Genomic DNA, 14,664 nt, shown 5'->3' with positions numbered 1-14,664 from the left:
CATGGAATTCACTCGCGTTGCGCGCTCCGGACAGGTTTCCGAAGGCATCGTGCGCCGCTTCTTCGCCGGTGAACACGAGTTCGCCGTGGCCCGCCTCAACGGGAAGGCCTACGCCACGTCCAACTACTGCACACACCTGGACTGCCTGCTCTCGTCCGGGAAACTCGTCGACGACGGTATCGGATGCTCCTGCCACGGAAGCGTGTTCGATCTCGAGACCGGCGAACCCGTGTGCCCACCGGCGACCGTGGCCATCAAGACCTACCCGGTCGAGGAACGTGACGGCGAGATCTTCGTCGGCATCGACCCCGACGACACCAGTTCCATCCCGCGCCGGCGGGCCGCGCGGGGGTGCATGAAGTGAACCCCCGACCGTCCACTCTCTCCGCCGACGGCATGGTCTCGTCCAGCCATCCCGCGGCGAGCACGGTAGGTGCCCGCGTTCTGGCCGACGGAGGCAACGCCATCGACGCGACGCTGGCCATGGCCGCGATGACCTGGCTGACGTTGCCGGGGCAATGCGGAATCGGCGGTGACGCGTTCGCCGTCGTCCGCGAACCGGACGGATCGGTGTGGACGGTCGGGGGCAGCGGCTTCGGGCCCGACGGCGGTGACGTGGACTTCTACACCGAACGTGGGCTGCGGTCGATTCCCCTCGACGGGGCGCTGGCGGTGGCGGTTCCCGGGGCGCCGGCCGCCCTCGGCGCGTTGCACGCGGGTGGCGCCACCCGCTCGCTGACGGACCTCTGGGCACCGGCGGCGCGCGCGGCGGAGAAGGGGCTTCCCTGCTCGGCCAAGACCCGCGACGACGTGCGAGAGGCGCAGACCGCGATCGCCGCCGACCCCGGACTGCGTGCGGTGTACCTCCCGGACGGCCGGTTGCCGCAGGTCGGGGAGCGGCTGCCGCAGCGCGACCTGGCCCGGACCATCGAGGCACTGGCGCGCGACGTGCACGGTTTCTACACCGGCCCGTTCGCTCAGCAGGCGGTCGACGCGCTCCGCGCCGGTGGGGCGCCGTTCGGCGGGGACGAGTGGGCGGCAGGCGCCGACGTGCGACCGGAGTCGGCGATCAGCGGACACTACGCCGGCGCGGTCGTTCACCAGACGCCCCTGCCCACCCCCGGATGGATGGTGCTGCAGCAGGCGGCGCTGAACGACGGCGTCGTCGGCTTCTCGCCGTGGCTCACCGCTCCGGCCGTCGATCGCATGGCGAGAGCGGCACGTCTGTCCTTCGAGGATCGGTTCGCGACCTGCGGCGCCGGCAACGACGGGTGGAGGGCCGTGCTCGAGCCGGCCGCGATCGGGGCGGCGAGAGACCGGCTGGACGGCCGCCGGGCGTCGTCGGGCGCCTTCAGAGTGAGCGCCGGTGACACCACCTCGACCGTCGCGGTGGACTCCGACGGCCGCGCGGTCAGTTTCATCCACTCGCTCGCCTTCACGTTCGGCGCCAAGATGACCGTCCCCGGCACCGGAGTGGTGCTGAACAACCGATTCGGCCGCGGGGCCTATCTGATCCCGGGGCATCCCAACGCCGCGGCGCCGCGGCGTAAACCGCTGCACACCCTGAACGCGTGGGTGATCACCGATACGTCCGGGAATCTCCTGCACGTCGGAAACACCCCGGGCGGGGACGGGCAAGTGCAATGGAACATGCAACTGATCTCGCACCTCCTCGATCACGGACTCGACCCGGCGGAGGCCGTCGCGGCGCCCCGCTTCACCGTCTTCCCCGGCAGTGACGCCGATGTGGTCGGCCGCCCGGCGGAACTGCGCTGCGAGTCCCGCATTCCGGAGGAGGTGCGCACCGAGTTGGAGCGCCTGGGTCACGACGTCGCACTGCAGGGTCCGTGGGCCGCGGGTGGGAGCGCGCAGATCATCTCCCTCGACGCAGCGCGCGGCCTGCTGTCCGGCGCCGCCGACCCCCGCCAGGAAGGAATAGCACTCGGTGTCTGAGCAGGAATCCGTCGCCGCCGCCCCACGGCCCCAGGGCCGCTACATTCCCGCGGTCGTGCACGACGGGATCGCGTACAGCGCCGGGATGACGCCACGCCGCGACGGTGTGCTCACGGTTACCGGCGTCGTCGGACGGGACCTGGACATCCCGCGGGCCCGGGAGGCGGCCGGGTTGGCGGCGAGGAACGCGATCACCGCGATAGCCGCGGCCGTCGGCGGCACGGCGGCGATCTCCCGGTGCCTGCGCATGTGCGTCTTCGTCGCCTGTACCCCGGACTTCCGTGAGCTGTCCGCGGTGGCCGACGGCGCATCGGACGTGCTGGTCGAATGCCTGGGGGCCGACGCTCTGCCGGTGCGCAGCGCGATCGGCGTGTACGCCCTGCCGTCCGGCGCACCCGTGGAGATAGAACTCACAGTGGCTGTCCGTGCATAGACCCGCACCCGGCTCCAGGTGTTAAATACTTCTTGTGTCTATGTTGTATTCCGCCGCGGAGCAGGCCTATCGCGAGGTCAAGGAGCTCATCCTGTCGGGCGGTCTGCCCGGCGGTGAGCTGATCAGCGAGGGCGAGATCGCCGGACGCATGGGGCTCAGCCGCACCCCGGTGCGCGAAGCCTTCCTCCGGCTCGAGTCCGAGGGCTGGATGCGGCTGTACCCGAAGCGGGGCGCCCTCGTCGTGCCCGTCGCCGACGGCGAGGCAGAGCACGTGGTCGACGCCCGGCAACTCGTCGAGACGCACAGCGTCCGGGTGCTGGCCGACCAGCCACACGCCCGCGAACTCCTCGTCGCCCGCCTGCGCGAAAATCTCGTGGAACAGCGGGAGATCGCCGAGCGCGGCGACGTCGCCGCCTTCAGCGCCGCCGACGCCGACTTCCATCGGATGATCGTCGAGGCGGGCGAGAATCCGCTGCTCGCAACGTTCTACTCCAGCATCCGCGAGCGTCAGCGACGCATGACGGCACACTCGATCACCCGTGACCCGGGACAGCTGCCCAGGATCATCGCCGACCACGAGCAGCTGACCGAACTCGTCGAAGCGGGTGACGCCGCCGGGTTCGACGCCGCGGTGCTCGTCCACATGCGCCAGGTCCACGCCCTCAACCCGAGAGGAGTTGCGCGATGACCGTCGTCCGCGAATCCCCGATCGAGGTGCCGGAGACTCTCGCGTCGCCGCGCGCCTGGCTGCTGGTGGCCGCGACCATGATCGCGGTGGCGTGGGGCGGCAACGAATTCACGCCGCTCCTCGGCATGTACCGCGCCGATCACGGCTTCTCGCCGGTCACGGTAGATCTGTTCCTGTTCGCCTACGTCGTCGGAATCGTGCCCGCCCTCCTCCTCGGCGGACCACTCTCCGACCGGCTGGGCAGACGGCCGATCCTGCTCCCGGCACCGTTCCTGACGGTCGCCGGCTCCGCGCTCCTGGCCCTCGGCGCCGACTCCGCCGCCATGCTCATCGTCGGCCGCGTCCTGTGCGGGGTCGCGCTCGGCCTCGGCATGGCCGTCGGCGGCAGCTGGGTGAAGGAACTGTCGACCGCGCCGTGGGATCCCGCGGCCACGGACGGTGCCGGTGCGCGACGGGCAGCGATGAGCCTGACCGGCGGATTCGGCCTCGGCGCGGGCGTCGCCGGCGTCCTCGCGCAGTGGGCGCCCCTGCCGAGTGTCCTGTCGTACGTTGTGCACAGCGCGATCGCCGTCGCCGCTGCCGTCGCACTGTGGCGAGCCCCGGAGACCCGCGCGGCCCAGCCGGTCTCCGAACGAGTCTCGCTCGCCCGCGACCTCGCGATCCCGTCCGCCGCCCACAAGCGATTCCTGTTCGTGATCGCGCCGCTCGCACCCTGGGTGTTCGGCACTGCGGCCGCCGCCTACGCGGTCCTGCCGTCGCTGATGTCCGGGAACACCGGTGGGCTGCCGCTCGCGTTCTCGGCGTCCATGTGCATGGTCGGCCTCGGGGCGGGATTCGCGATCCAGGCGCTCGGACGCAAGATCGACACCCCCCGCAACGCGCGTGCCGTCGTGGTGTCACTCGTCGTCGTCCTCGTCGGAATGGGCGTCGCGGCCGTCGCCGCGTCGGCGCTGACCGTTCCGCTCGCGCTCGCCGCCGCCATCGTGCTCGGCTGCGGATACGGCATGGCCATGGTGTCGGGACTGCAGGAGATTCAGCGGATCGCGGGCCCGAACGACCTCGCCGGACTGACCGCCGTCTTCTACTCGCTCACGTACCTGGGATTCGGGACGCCGGCCGTGATGGCCTACCTGTCCGAGACGTTCCCGGCGGTGACGTACCCGAGAATGTTCCTCTTCGGGACGATCGCGGCCGCGGGCTGTCTTGCGCTCGCACTCACCAAGTGGCGCGCGCACCTGCCGAACCCGGAGTGACCGCAGCTCACATCGGCGGCAGAGTCTTCTCGCCGAGCCAGGAATCCCACAGCAGGCGCAGCGGCTCGTCGGTGTAGTGGGTGGCCAGGTCGGTGAACTGCTCGCTCGTGACGGTGGAGTGGCGATGGGCCAGCGTCCACTGCCGCAGCAGCCCGAAGAACTTGTCGTCGCCGAGCCGTCGTCGCAACGCGTGGAGCGTCAGCGCGCCGCGCTTGTAGACGCGGTCGTCGAACATCAGCTGCGGTCCCGGATCGGCGATCACCAGGTCCTGCGGCTTGCGGGCCAGGCCCTGATGCGCCTGCTGTGCGAGCTGGTGCGCCGAAGGGCCGCCGGAGTTCTCCGACCAGATCCACTCCGCGTAACAGGCGAAACCTTCGTGCAGCCAGATGTCCCGCCACTGACCGAGTGTCAGGCTGTTGCCGAACCACTGGTGGGCGAGTTCGTGCGCCACCAGACGTTCGTATCCGCGCCGGCCCGTGCAATGGTTGGCACCGAAAATCGACAGTCCCTGCGCCTCGAGCGGGATCTCCAGCTCGTCGTCCGTCACGATCACCGTGTAGTCGGCGAACGGGTACGGGCCGAACAGTCGGGAGAACACGTCCATCATCTGAGGCTGCCGGCCGAAGTCCACGTCGAACGTCGGACGCAGCCGCGGCGGGTGGACGGCGAACATGGGGACTCCGCCGGAACCGAGGCTTCGGCGTTCGTACGGCCCGATCTGGATGGTGGCCAGATAACTCGCCATCGGCTCGGTCTGCTCGTACACCCACGTCGTCTGGCTGGCCCGGGTCTGCCTGCTCACCAGCGCACCGTTGGCCACCGTGTAGTACGGCGAATCGGTCGTGATCGCGATGCGGTAACTGGCCTTCGAACTCGGGTGGTCGTCGCACGGGAACCAGGACGCCGCCCCGTTGGGCTGGCTGGCAACCAGCGCGCCCTCGGACAACTCCTCCCAGCCGACCTCACCCCACACACTGCGGATCGGTTTCGGCGAACCCCCGTACTGGACGGTGAGCACGAGGGCGCCGCCCGCGGGGATCGCCTGCGCGGGCGTGACGACCAGCTTGCCGTTCCGATGCAACCACTTCGTGTTGCGGGAACCGTTGGTCGCGACCTTCGTGACGTGCAGATTGGACGCCAGATCCAGGGCGAACCGGGAGCGGGCCTCGGTGGTGACCGCGGTGATCGTGGCCTTGCCTGCCAGCCGGTTGCTGTGAACCTTGTAGGTGAGGTCGAGTTCGTACCGGGACACCCGGTATCCGCGGTTTCCGTTCTGGGGGAGATACGGGTCGACCGGCTCGTCGATCCCCTTGTCAGCCTTCACGTGGCCGCCCAGGGGGCGATCGGATTTCCCTGCCACCGCGTGGACGGCGGCACGGTGTCGCCGCGCATGACGAGCGAGGCCGGGCCGACCGTGGCGCCTTCGCCGATCCGGGCGGCGGGCAGCGCGACACAGTGCGGGCCGAGGGTGGCGCCGGCTCCGAGGATGACGGTGTCCATGGACATGATCCGATCATGGAACAGGTGAGTCTGCACGACACACCCCCGTTCCACGGTCGCGCCGTCGCCCAGCGTCACGAGATCCGCCTCGGGCAGCCAATAGGTTTCACACCACACACCCTTGCCGATGGTGGCTCCGAGGCCCCGCAACCAGACGTTGAGGACGGCGGTGCCCGTCGCGGCACGGGCGAACCAGGGTGCGGCGACCGTTTCCACGAAGGCGTCCGACACCTCGTTCCGCCACACGAACGAACTCCACAACGGGTGCTCGATCTTCCCGATCCGGCCGACCACCAGCCACTTCGCGATCACGGAGATCAGCCCGGCGACCGCGCCCGCGACGAGGAGGACGACACCGCTCGCCAGTGCCGCGAGCCAGAAGCCGATGTGGTGAGCCAGCACCTGCAGCGCGAACAGCACGCCGAGGCCGATTCCGAACGTCACCGTCACCGGGATGAGGCGGCACGTCTCCACGACCGCGCGGGCGATCTTGAGCCGGACCGGGGGACGGAACGTGCGGGAGGCGTCGGTGTCGCCGGGCGCCCTGCGGAGGCGGACCGGGGGACTGCCCAGCCAGGAGGACCCGGATTTCGCCTTCGACGGCGTGGCCGAGAGCACCGCGACGAGACCGTTCTTGGGCACGCGCCGACCCGGACCGGTCATCCCGGAGTTGCCGAGGAAGGCGCGCTTGCCGACCTTCGCGTGTTCGATGTGCATCCAGCCGCCGCCGAGTTCGTAACTCGCGATCATCGTGTCGTCGGCGAGGAATGCGCCGTCCGCCACGGTGGTGAACTTCGGCAGCATGAGCACGGTCGACGCTTCCACGTTCTTGCCGATCCGGGCACCGAGCAACCGCAGCCATCCCGGCGTCAGGAGGCTCGCGTACAGCGGGAACAGGAACGTGCGGGCGGAGTCCATGAGTCGTTCGGTGGCCCACACCTGCCAGCCGATGCGACTGCGGACCGGGTGGTAGCCCTCACGCAACCCGATGGACAGCAGCCGGACGGACACGACCGTGAGGACGGCGAACACGGCGAGGCTGACGAGCGTCGCGGCGGGAAGGATCACCAGCGACTGGAGTACGGCGGACCCGATCGTGCCGGCGTCGCGGATCCACCAGCCGATGACCACGATGCCGGCGACGAGGGCGAAGATCGGCAGTCCGGCGATGAGCATCGACGTCACACCGAACGCGGGAACCCAGTAGGCCGCGCGGCGCGGAGTCTCCTCGGGCCAGGGGTGGACGGCCTTGCCGACCTTGACCGCCGGTGAACCGGCCCAGTGCTGATTGGCCTTGACGCGCCCGAACACGGCGGAACCGGCCTCGACTTCGGCGTTGCGCCCGATGGTGGCGCCGGGAACCAGCGTGGACCGGGCGCCCACCGACGCACCCGGACCGATCTTGATCGCACCGATGTGGACGACGTCGCCGTCCACCCAGTGCCCGGACAGGTCGACCTCGGGTTCGATGGAGCACCCGTCGCCGAGCTCCAGCATGCCGGTGACCGGCGGGAGCGTGTGCAGGTCGACGCCCTTGCCGACCTTCGCGCCGAGCGCCCGCGCGTAGTAGAGCATCCACGGCGCGCCCGACAGGTTCGCGGCACCGCTGGCCTCGGTCAGGCGCAGCGCCACCCACAGCCGCAGGTGTTCGCTGCCGCCCCGGGGATACGTTCCCGGCTCGAGTCCGCGCAGCAGGATCCGTGAGCCGATCACCGAGATCGCCATCCGGCCGACCGGGCTGATGAACGCGAAGAACGCGAGCAGAATCCACCACCACGACAGCGTGGGCGCCCACGGCACCGTCGTGAACCACGAGAAGGCGTTGTTCGCGATGGCCAGCCACGTGACCCACTGCAGGCCGGTGAGCGTGGTGAGCGGAACCGTGGCCGCGATCTGGGCGAGCTGGCTCCGACGCGGAGTCGGCGTGACGAGGCGGGGTTCGGCGGCGTCGATCGGCGCCAGCTCGTCGAGGTATTCCGCGAGCGAACCGAGCCGCGGATGGTCGTAGAGTTGCGCGACCGTCACCTCGGGGAACCGTTCGCGCAGCGCCGTGACCAGCTGGGCTGCCGAGAGGGATCCGCCGCCGAGCTCGAAGAAGTCGTCGTCGGGGCCCGTGATCTCGGCGCCGAGAATCGCCGTCCACAGCCCCGCGACCCAGGCCTGCGTGCCCTCGAGACCCAGTTTCTCCGCGGCGTCGTCGATACCCGGCGGGGGCCAGGGCAGGGCGTTCCGGTCGACCTTGCCCGACGTGCGGGTGGGCAGTTCGTCGACCAGGACCAACCGGGGAACCAGCGCCGCCGGCAGCTGCTCGGTGAGCGCCGCGTGCGCCGCCTTGAGGTCGAAGTCGGGGTTGGTGCTGACAAGGTAGCCGACGAGTACCTGGTGACCGGCTCCGGTCCGGCGGACGGCAGCGGCGGCGCCGCCGACGCCGGGAAGGTTCTGCAGGGCGTTGTCGACCTCGCCCAGTTCGATCCGCCTGCCACCGAGTTTCACCTGATCGTCTGCGCGACCCTGGAACAGAAGTCCGCGGCGGTCGAGGCGGACGAGGTCGCCACTGCGGTACGCGCGATCCCAGCCGAGTGTCGGCATCGGTGCGTACTTCTCGGCGTCTTTCTGCGGGTCGAGGTACCGGGCCAGGCCGACACCGCCGATGACCAGTTCGCCCACCTCGCCCTCGGGGACGGGTTCACCGGTCGCGTCGACCACTGCGAGGTCCCAGCCGTCGAGCGGGAGGCCGATACTGACCGGACTCTTGCCGTCCATCAGGGCGCCGCACGCCACGACGGTCGCCTCGGTGGGCCCGTACGTATTCCATACCTCGCGTCCGTCGACGGCGAGACGCTCCGCCAGTTCGGGTGGGCAGGCCTCGCCACCGAAGATCAGCAGGCGCACGGCCTCGAGGGCCTCGGCAGGCCACAGCGACGCGAGGGTCGGCACCGTCGAGACGATGCTGACGTCGCGCGCGACGAGCCACGGGCCGAGGTCCATGCCGCTGCGCACCAGGGACCGGGGCGCGGGAACGAGGCAGGCGCCGTGACGCCACGCGAGCCACATCTCCTCGCAGGACGCGTCGAACGCGACGGACAGTCCGGCCAGCACCCGATCGCCGGGCCGGATCGGGTCTTCCTGCAGAAACATCCGGGCTTCGGCATCCACGAACGCCGCCGCATTGCGATGGTTCACCGCGACCCCCTTGGGGGTGCCGGTGGAACCGGAGGTGAAGATGATCCACGCGTCGTCGTCGACGTTCGGCGGGCGGGCGCTCGGCGACTCGGCCCTGTCGGGGGCGGTACCCGCGGTGATCCCGGTGCCGGTCATCACGCACCGGACCTGCGCCTCACCGAACACGAGTTCGGCGCGTTCCTCGGGGTCGTCCGCGTCTACCGGCACGTAGGCGGCGCCGACGGCGAGCGTCGCCAGGATCGCGACGTAGAGCGAGCAGGATCCGGACGGCATTCGGATTCCGACGCGATCGCCGGCCCCGACTCCCGATTCGGCCAGGACCTCCGCGGTCTGCCGGATCTCCGCGAGCAGTTCCTGGTAGGTGAGCGACGCCGAGCCGTCGTCGATCGCCGGGGCTTCGGGGTTCGCCTCGGCCGTCGCGAACAGGATGTCGACGAGTGTGCGCGGCGCCGGTGCGAACTCACGGCGGAGGAATTCCCGGGGTATACGGAGCGACAGGTCCGAATCCGTCGGCGACTGGAGAGACAATCCAGAATTCCTTCTCTGAGCGGGTGGTGGTGCGTACGGCTCGTTATCTCACGATCAAGTGGCCAGATGGTGAACAGTTGGTGGTTCGTAGGGCTTCGTCGTCCATTCTTCACCCGCAGGTGCCGGTTCTCTCACCGCACGTGTCGAAGTTCGTCCCTCTTCTTCGTCGTCTGGTCAGAAGGAGCACCCGAGTTCCTTCTTTTCGAGGAAGGATGACCCCATGTACTACCTGGCATTGCTGGCGGACGAGAAGAACGCCACCGAATGGGCACCGGACAGTCCGGAGTTTGCGGTGGCCGTTGCGCGCCACGAGGCGTTCACGGAGAGAGCGGGCTCCGCGATCGTCGGAGGTGGTGCCCTGTACCCGAGCGCGGAGGCGGCGACCATCCGGAACGAGGGCGGCCGCGCGCTGATCACGGACGGTCCGTTCGCGGAGGCCGCGGAGGTGATCGGTGGTTTCTACGTCCTCGAGGGATTGGACCTGGACGAGGTGCTGAATGTGGCGCGGCACATCCCGGAGGCGATCATCGAGTTGTGGCCGATGTTCGAGTGGATGCCCGTGACCGATCAGACAGGCTGCTGGATGGCGCTGCTCCGCGAACCGGTGGCGGCGGCGGTGGCGCCGGGCACACCCCAGTGGGACGAGGGAATGGCCGAGCACGAGAAGTTCGGTCGGCTCGCCGGGTCCGCGGTGCGTGGCGGCGGGGCCCTCTATCCGCCGGACTCCGCGACGACGATCCGCGTTCGCGACGGGGAACTCCTTCTCACCGACGGCCCCTTCGCCGAGACAGCCGAGGTCGCGAATGGCCTGTACGTGCTCGCAGCCGAGGACCGGGAGAGTGCGATCGCGTTGTCGGCGAAGATCCCGGTGACGCCGAAGGGCTGCGTCGAACTCCGGCAGATCGTCGCCTACGCCGAGTAATGGACGGCGACACGCTGAGCCGCGTCTTCCGGGAGGAGTCCGGTCGGGCGCTGGCGACCGTGGCACGGATGGTCGGCGACCTGTCCCTCGCGGAAGACGCGGTGCAGGAGGCGTTCGCCGAGGCGCTCCGCAGCTGGCCGGAGGCGGGACTGCCCAAGAACCCGGGAGCCTGGATCACGACCGTCGCCCGCAACCGGGCACTGGACCGGTTGCGCCGGGAGTCGTTGCGCGGCGACAAGGAGCACGATGCGGCGCGGCTCGTTCCCCCTCCGGACGAGGAAGAGGTGTGGCCGGTGCGTGACGACCAGTTGCGGCTCATGTTCACGTGCTGCCATCCTGCGCTGTCCCCGGAGTCGCAGGTCGCGTTGACTCTCCGCCTGGTGGCCGGGCTGAGGCCGGCGGAGATCGCCCGGTTGTTCCTCGCCCCGGAACCGACCGTGTCCCAACGGCTCAGCCGAGCGAAGTCGAAGATCCGGACCGCCGGTATCCCCTTCCGGGTCCCGCCCGACCATCTGCTGCCCGAGCGCACCCCGCAGGTACTCGCCTGCATCTATCTGGTGTTCACCGAGGGCTATTCGGCGACGTCGGGCGACACCGCGATCCGCGACGAACTCTGCGAGGAGGCGCTGCGGCTCGGCCGGTTGCTGTGCGAGCTGATGCCGGACGAGGGTGAGGCGTGGGCGCTGATGGCGCTCATGCTGTTTCACGACAGCAGGCGTGCTCAGCGAACGGACGACGCGGGTGATCTCGTCTCACTCGAGGAGCAGGACCGTCGGCGCTGGGACCGGGCGAAGATCGCGGAAGGCGTCGTGTGCCTGCGGGCCGCACGGCGCAGGGGAGGGGCTCCGTACAGCGCGCAGGCCGCGATCGCGGCCGCCCACGCGACGGCGCCGAACTGGGCGGCCACCGACTGGAACGCCGTCGTCGCCGGATACGACGAACTCGGCACGTACGGTGACTCGCCCGCCGTTCGTCTCAATCGCGCTGTCGCAGTGAGCTTCCGGGACGGCCCCGACGCCGGCCTCGCCGAGTTGGACGCACTCGCCAGGGAGCCGAGGCTGGCGCGGACGCACACCGTGCACGCGACCCGCGCCGACCTGCTGCGCCGAGCGGGCAGGCCCGCGGAGGCGAGTGCGGAGTACCGCACCGCGATCGGTCTGGCGGCGAACGAACCGACCCGGCGATTCCTGGCGAGGCGGCTCGCGGAAGTGGACAGCGAGAACAGTGCCCGCTAGATCCGCCCGCGAGGCTGGTGCTGGGTGATGCAGTGGATGCCGCCGCCCCGCGCGAAGATCTGCCGGGCATCGACCGTGACGACGCGGCGACCGGGGTAGACGCTCGACAGGATGTCGCGGGCGAGGGCATCGTGAGGGTCGTCGAAGCCGCATGCGATGACGCCGCCGTTGACGACGAGATGATTGATGTAGCTGTAGTCGACCCAGCCCTCCCCGTCACGCAGGACCGTCGGGGCAGGCACCTCGACGATCCGCCACGGCGCACCTGAACGGTCACGGCTGTCGGACAGAACTTTCAGGATCTCGGCGGACACTTCGTGGTCGGGGTGGGATCGGTCGCGCTGGGAGTGCACGAGGGCCACCCCGGGTGCGGGCAGCGCCGCGACGATGTCGACGTGCCCCTTGGTGCCGAACTTCTCGGAATCTCGCGTGAGGCCGCGGGGGAGCCAGACGACGTGCTCGGCGCCGATCGTGCGCGCGAGTTCCGCCTCGACTCCCGCCGCGTCCAGGCCGGGGTTGCGCAGCGGGTCCAGTTGCACGGTCTCGGTGACGAGCACGGTTCCGCGACCGTCGACCTGGATCCCGCCGCCCTCGTTGACCATCGACGACGGGACCGGCTGCGCACCGGACCACCGGGTGACGGCCGCGCCGATCGACCGGTCGCGATCCCAGGTCGCCCACCCCTGTTGTCCCCAGCCGTTGAACGTCCAGTCGACGGCACCGAGGCGGTCGTCCTCGTCGAGGACGAACGTGGGTCCGATGTCGCGCATCCAGGCGTCGTCGAGGGGAGCCTCGACCACGTCCACGTCCGAGGACAGGTATTGCCGGGCGACATCCCGATCCGCCGGATCGACGACCATGGTGACCGGTTCGAATTCGGCGATCGTGTGGGCGACGGCCGTCCACGCGGTTCGCGCCTCGTGCGCGTCGTCCGCGGTCGCGGTCATCGAGGCCCCGAGGGGCGGGAACGCCATCCACACCCGTTCCTGCGGTTCGGTCTCGCTCGGCATCCGCCAGGTCATGACCGGGTCTCCGCGGCCGATACCGTCGTCGGAAGTCCGTAGGGGTGCTCGTGGTCCACGGGATCCGTCAGCCGGGTGTACGTGTCCGGCCTGCGGGTGGTCAGGAACGGGAAGAGATCGAGCCAGTCCTTCCGCTGATCGAGGTCGAGATCGGCCACCAGGACCGCCTCCTCGTCGCGGGGAGCAGACACGAGCACGCGGCCGTACGGGTCGGAGATGAACGAGGAACCGTAGAAGTCGATGCCACCCTCGTTGCCGCAGCGGTTCGGTACCACCATGAATGTGCCACTGGTGATGCCGTTTCCGACGATCACGTGCTGCCAGATCGGCTGGGTGTCGAAGGACGGGACGCTCGGCTCCGACCCGATCGCGGTGGGGTACACGAGGATCTCGGCGCCGCCGAGCGAATACATCCGCGCGACTTCGGGGAACCATTCGTCCCAGCACGTCGGCAAACCGATCGCCGCACCGTCCAATTCGGCCGGGCGGTAGACGGGGTAGGCGTCGTCGGCGGGACCGCCGCGGAAGTAGGTGTCCTCGTAATAGCCGGCGCTGACGGGGATGTGCAGCTTGCGGGTGCGGGAGAGCAATTCACCGGACGGGGCGACGAGGATGGCCGTGTTGAAACCGAGACCGTCCGGGCCGTCGGCTCGTTCGTAGAGGGAAGCGTGGACGCAGACCCCGTGCCGGGCAGCGGCGGCGGCCGCGAAACTGTACGTGGGGCCGGTCGTGAGGTCCTCGGCGTCGCGGCCGGGGGCCCCGGTCGCGCGGGTGTCGGCGGGGTACTTCGACAACGTGAGTTCCGGCAGGAACACCACCGCAGCGCCGAGTGCGGCTGCCTCGCCGATCGCGTCGGTCAACTCGGTGCGCAGTGCGTCCGCATCGGGTCGCCAGCGGTGCTGTACCAGCCCGACCCGCAGCGGTGTGCGGGCGGATTCGGTGAAGCGCGCCGGTGAGGACGGTGCGGGCAGTGCGGTGATCGTGCGAATGGTCATCGTTATTCCTTCGGTGTGGGTGTGACAGGGGTGTCGGCGGTGTGGTGGGTGGGCTCGGACATCACGACGTCGATCGCGCCGAGCAGATGGGAGCGGGCGTCCTCGGTGGAGATCTCCTTGCAGAGCCACCGCCCGGACAGACCCTCGACGAGGGCCGTCATCGTGATCGCGGTGGGCTGAGGGTCGAGCGAGCGGGAGATTTCGCCGGTGACCTGCGCCTGCGCGATCGCGTCGGCGATCTCCGACACCCACGCCGCGGTGGTCCGCGCGAGGGGCTCCCGCAGGGCCTCCTCGTACACAGCGGAGGCGCGTAACTCGTTCCAGGCCAACGAGTTCTCTACGACCTCGGGACGGTCCTGGATCTCCCCGAGGAGGGAGCGGGTGAGGCGGTCGCGAGCGGAGTCGCCGGATCCCTCACCCTCGCTGCGGTAGGCGCGGGCGCGGTCGTTGATGTAGTTCAGGGCGGCCTCGAGGAGGCCGATGCGATCCTTGAAGTGGTAGTACAGCAGTCCCGGCGACACGCCCGCGACCTCCGCGACATCGTTGACGCGAAGCCCGCGAATGCCTCGTTGGGCAATGGCCGTCGCGCTGGCCTTCAGAATCGCATCGCGTCGCTCGCTCATCGGTGAATCTCCTTCGGTTCGTGCCGCCCTAGTACTGCAACGGCACTTATGGGAAGTGTCCGCGACGTCGGTAGTGGGAGGTGCGGGCCTGGTGTTGTCGGCGCCGTCGCCACTTCGACCAGGACCAGATGTGCTCGTCCGGGTGGGCGTGTCGCAGGATCAGTTGCACGAGCAGGCGGCGGATCTCGGGTAGCGTGTACGCGATCATGCCCTGATCTTCGATCCCGATTCCCCTTTTATCGCTTCGGTTTTCGTCCCGGCGAGCCAGGCGAGGGCGAGCATCGACAAGGTGATGTGGGCGTACCAGGCCCGGTAGGTGCGTACCTGGT

At 69.7% G+C, this 14,664-nt stretch carries 13 protein-coding genes and 1 pseudogene; 7 read left to right on the top strand and 7 right to left on the bottom strand.

From position 1 onward, the window contains the following. Position 1: 1 nt before the first annotated feature. The 5 genes from ACNJ7E_RS08625 to ACNJ7E_RS08605 are packed head-to-tail and all read left to right on the top strand — an operon-like array spanning position 2 to position 4,327. Positions 2-364 (top strand): Rieske (2Fe-2S) protein, encoded by a 363-nt coding sequence (locus ACNJ7E_RS08625; protein ID WP_005245019.1) that lies wholly within the window; start codon positions 2-4, stop codon positions 362-364. Further along, on the top strand, positions 361-1,953 hold the full coding sequence (locus tag ACNJ7E_RS08620; RefSeq protein ID WP_418339617.1) for a gamma-glutamyltransferase family protein: 1,593 nt from the start codon (positions 361-363) through the stop codon (positions 1,951-1,953). Before ACNJ7E_RS08625 ends, ACNJ7E_RS08620 begins: the two co-directional genes overlap by 4 nt. Then, positions 1,946-2,386 carry a RidA family protein gene (locus ACNJ7E_RS08615; RefSeq protein WP_280779147.1) on the top strand — a complete coding sequence of 147 codons (441 nt, stop codon included), beginning with the start codon at positions 1,946-1,948 and terminating at the stop codon, positions 2,384-2,386. The genes ACNJ7E_RS08620 and ACNJ7E_RS08615 overlap by 8 nt, the downstream gene beginning before the upstream one ends. A 40-nt stretch (positions 2,387-2,426) precedes the next feature. Further along, positions 2,427-3,074, top strand: coding sequence for a GntR family transcriptional regulator (locus ACNJ7E_RS08610; RefSeq protein ID WP_009477446.1), 648 nt, complete (start codon positions 2,427-2,429; stop codon positions 3,072-3,074). Continuing rightward, complete coding sequence (locus tag ACNJ7E_RS08605) at positions 3,071-4,327, top strand: MFS transporter (protein ID WP_280779146.1); 1,257 nt, start codon at positions 3,071-3,073, stop codon at positions 4,325-4,327. Before ACNJ7E_RS08610 ends, ACNJ7E_RS08605 begins: the two co-directional genes overlap by 4 nt. Before the next feature lie 7 nt (positions 4,328-4,334). On the opposite strand, the gene ACNJ7E_RS08600 is transcribed toward ACNJ7E_RS08605, so the two are convergent. Together ACNJ7E_RS08600 and ACNJ7E_RS08595 are read right to left on the bottom strand one after the other, a co-directional pair. Next, on the bottom strand, positions 4,335-5,651 hold the full coding sequence (locus ACNJ7E_RS08600; RefSeq protein WP_317570750.1) for a M1 family metallopeptidase: 1,317 nt from the start codon (positions 5,649-5,651) through the stop codon (positions 4,335-4,337). Next, on the bottom strand, positions 5,648-9,538 hold the full coding sequence (locus tag ACNJ7E_RS08595) for a Pls/PosA family non-ribosomal peptide synthetase (RefSeq protein WP_418339616.1): 3,891 nt from the start codon (positions 9,536-9,538) through the stop codon (positions 5,648-5,650). Before ACNJ7E_RS08595 ends, ACNJ7E_RS08600 begins: the two co-directional genes overlap by 4 nt. A 220-nt stretch (positions 9,539-9,758) precedes the next feature. Here ACNJ7E_RS08595 and ACNJ7E_RS08590 point away from each other — a divergent pair, with 220 nt between their 5' ends. Then, positions 9,759-10,460, top strand: coding sequence for a YciI family protein (locus tag ACNJ7E_RS08590; RefSeq protein WP_280779141.1), 702 nt, complete (start codon positions 9,759-9,761; stop codon positions 10,458-10,460). Then, on the top strand, positions 10,460-11,695 hold the full coding sequence (locus ACNJ7E_RS08585; protein ID WP_280779140.1) for an RNA polymerase sigma factor: 1,236 nt from the start codon (positions 10,460-10,462) through the stop codon (positions 11,693-11,695). Before ACNJ7E_RS08590 ends, ACNJ7E_RS08585 begins: the two co-directional genes overlap by 1 nt. Here the strand turns inward: ACNJ7E_RS08585 and ACNJ7E_RS08580 are convergent. The 5 genes and pseudogenes from ACNJ7E_RS08580 to ACNJ7E_RS08560 all read right to left on the bottom strand — a co-directional run. After that, on the bottom strand, positions 11,692-12,717 hold the full coding sequence (locus ACNJ7E_RS08580) for an agmatine deiminase family protein (RefSeq protein ID WP_280779139.1): 1,026 nt from the start codon (positions 12,715-12,717) through the stop codon (positions 11,692-11,694). The two genes, ACNJ7E_RS08585 and ACNJ7E_RS08580, sit on opposite strands and share 4 nt — an antisense overlap. Further along, complete coding sequence (locus ACNJ7E_RS08575) at positions 12,714-13,712, bottom strand: nitrilase-related carbon-nitrogen hydrolase (RefSeq protein ID WP_280779138.1); 999 nt, start codon at positions 13,710-13,712, stop codon at positions 12,714-12,716. The genes ACNJ7E_RS08580 and ACNJ7E_RS08575 overlap by 4 nt, the downstream gene beginning before the upstream one ends. A 2-nt stretch (positions 13,713-13,714) precedes the next feature. Next, positions 13,715-14,335: a TetR/AcrR family transcriptional regulator gene (locus ACNJ7E_RS08570; protein WP_418339615.1), complete on the bottom strand. Its 621-nt coding sequence runs from the start codon at positions 14,333-14,335 to the stop codon at positions 13,715-13,717. A 46-nt stretch (positions 14,336-14,381) separates the two neighbouring features. Beyond that, on the bottom strand, positions 14,382-14,543 hold the full coding sequence (locus tag ACNJ7E_RS08565; protein WP_418339497.1) for a hypothetical protein: 162 nt from the start codon (positions 14,541-14,543) through the stop codon (positions 14,382-14,384). Further along, positions 14,540-14,664 (bottom strand): annotated as a pseudogene (locus ACNJ7E_RS08560) (IS701 family transposase); the annotation flags it as partial. The gene ACNJ7E_RS08565 and the pseudogene ACNJ7E_RS08560, both read right to left, overlap by 4 nt.

The organism is Rhodococcus mengyinensis, assembly GCF_048381435.1.
In the GTDB taxonomy this organism is placed as follows: domain Bacteria; phylum Actinomycetota; class Actinomycetes; order Mycobacteriales; family Mycobacteriaceae; genus Rhodococcus_F; species Rhodococcus_F opacus_D.
The sequence above is the reverse complement of the archived record's forward strand: the minus strand, read 5'-3'. Positions and strand labels throughout refer to the sequence as shown.

Bases quoted from the DNA above. Each gene is read 5' to 3' on its own strand.
- ACNJ7E_RS08585 (WP_280779140.1), top strand. From the start codon at position 10,460: ATGGACGGCGACACGCTGAGCCGCGTCTTCCGGGAGGAGTCCGGTCGG.
- ACNJ7E_RS08570 (WP_418339615.1), bottom strand. From the start codon at position 14,335: ATGAGCGAGCGACGCGATGCGATTCTGAAGGCCAGCGCGACGGCCATT.
- ACNJ7E_RS08575 (WP_280779138.1), bottom strand. From the start codon at position 13,712: ATGACCATTCGCACGATCACCGCACTGCCCGCACCGTCCTCACCGGCG.
- ACNJ7E_RS08610 (WP_009477446.1), top strand. From the start codon at position 2,427: ATGTTGTATTCCGCCGCGGAGCAGGCCTATCGCGAGGTCAAGGAGCTC.
- ACNJ7E_RS08580 (WP_280779139.1), bottom strand. From the start codon at position 12,717: ATGACCTGGCGGATGCCGAGCGAGACCGAACCGCAGGAACGGGTGTGG.
- ACNJ7E_RS08565 (WP_418339497.1), bottom strand. From the start codon at position 14,543: ATGATCGCGTACACGCTACCCGAGATCCGCCGCCTGCTCGTGCAACTG.
- ACNJ7E_RS08605 (WP_280779146.1), top strand. From the start codon at position 3,071: ATGACCGTCGTCCGCGAATCCCCGATCGAGGTGCCGGAGACTCTCGCG.
- ACNJ7E_RS08590 (WP_280779141.1), top strand. From the start codon at position 9,759: ATGTACTACCTGGCATTGCTGGCGGACGAGAAGAACGCCACCGAATGG.
- ACNJ7E_RS08625 (WP_005245019.1), top strand. From the start codon at position 2: ATGGAATTCACTCGCGTTGCGCGCTCCGGACAGGTTTCCGAAGGCATC.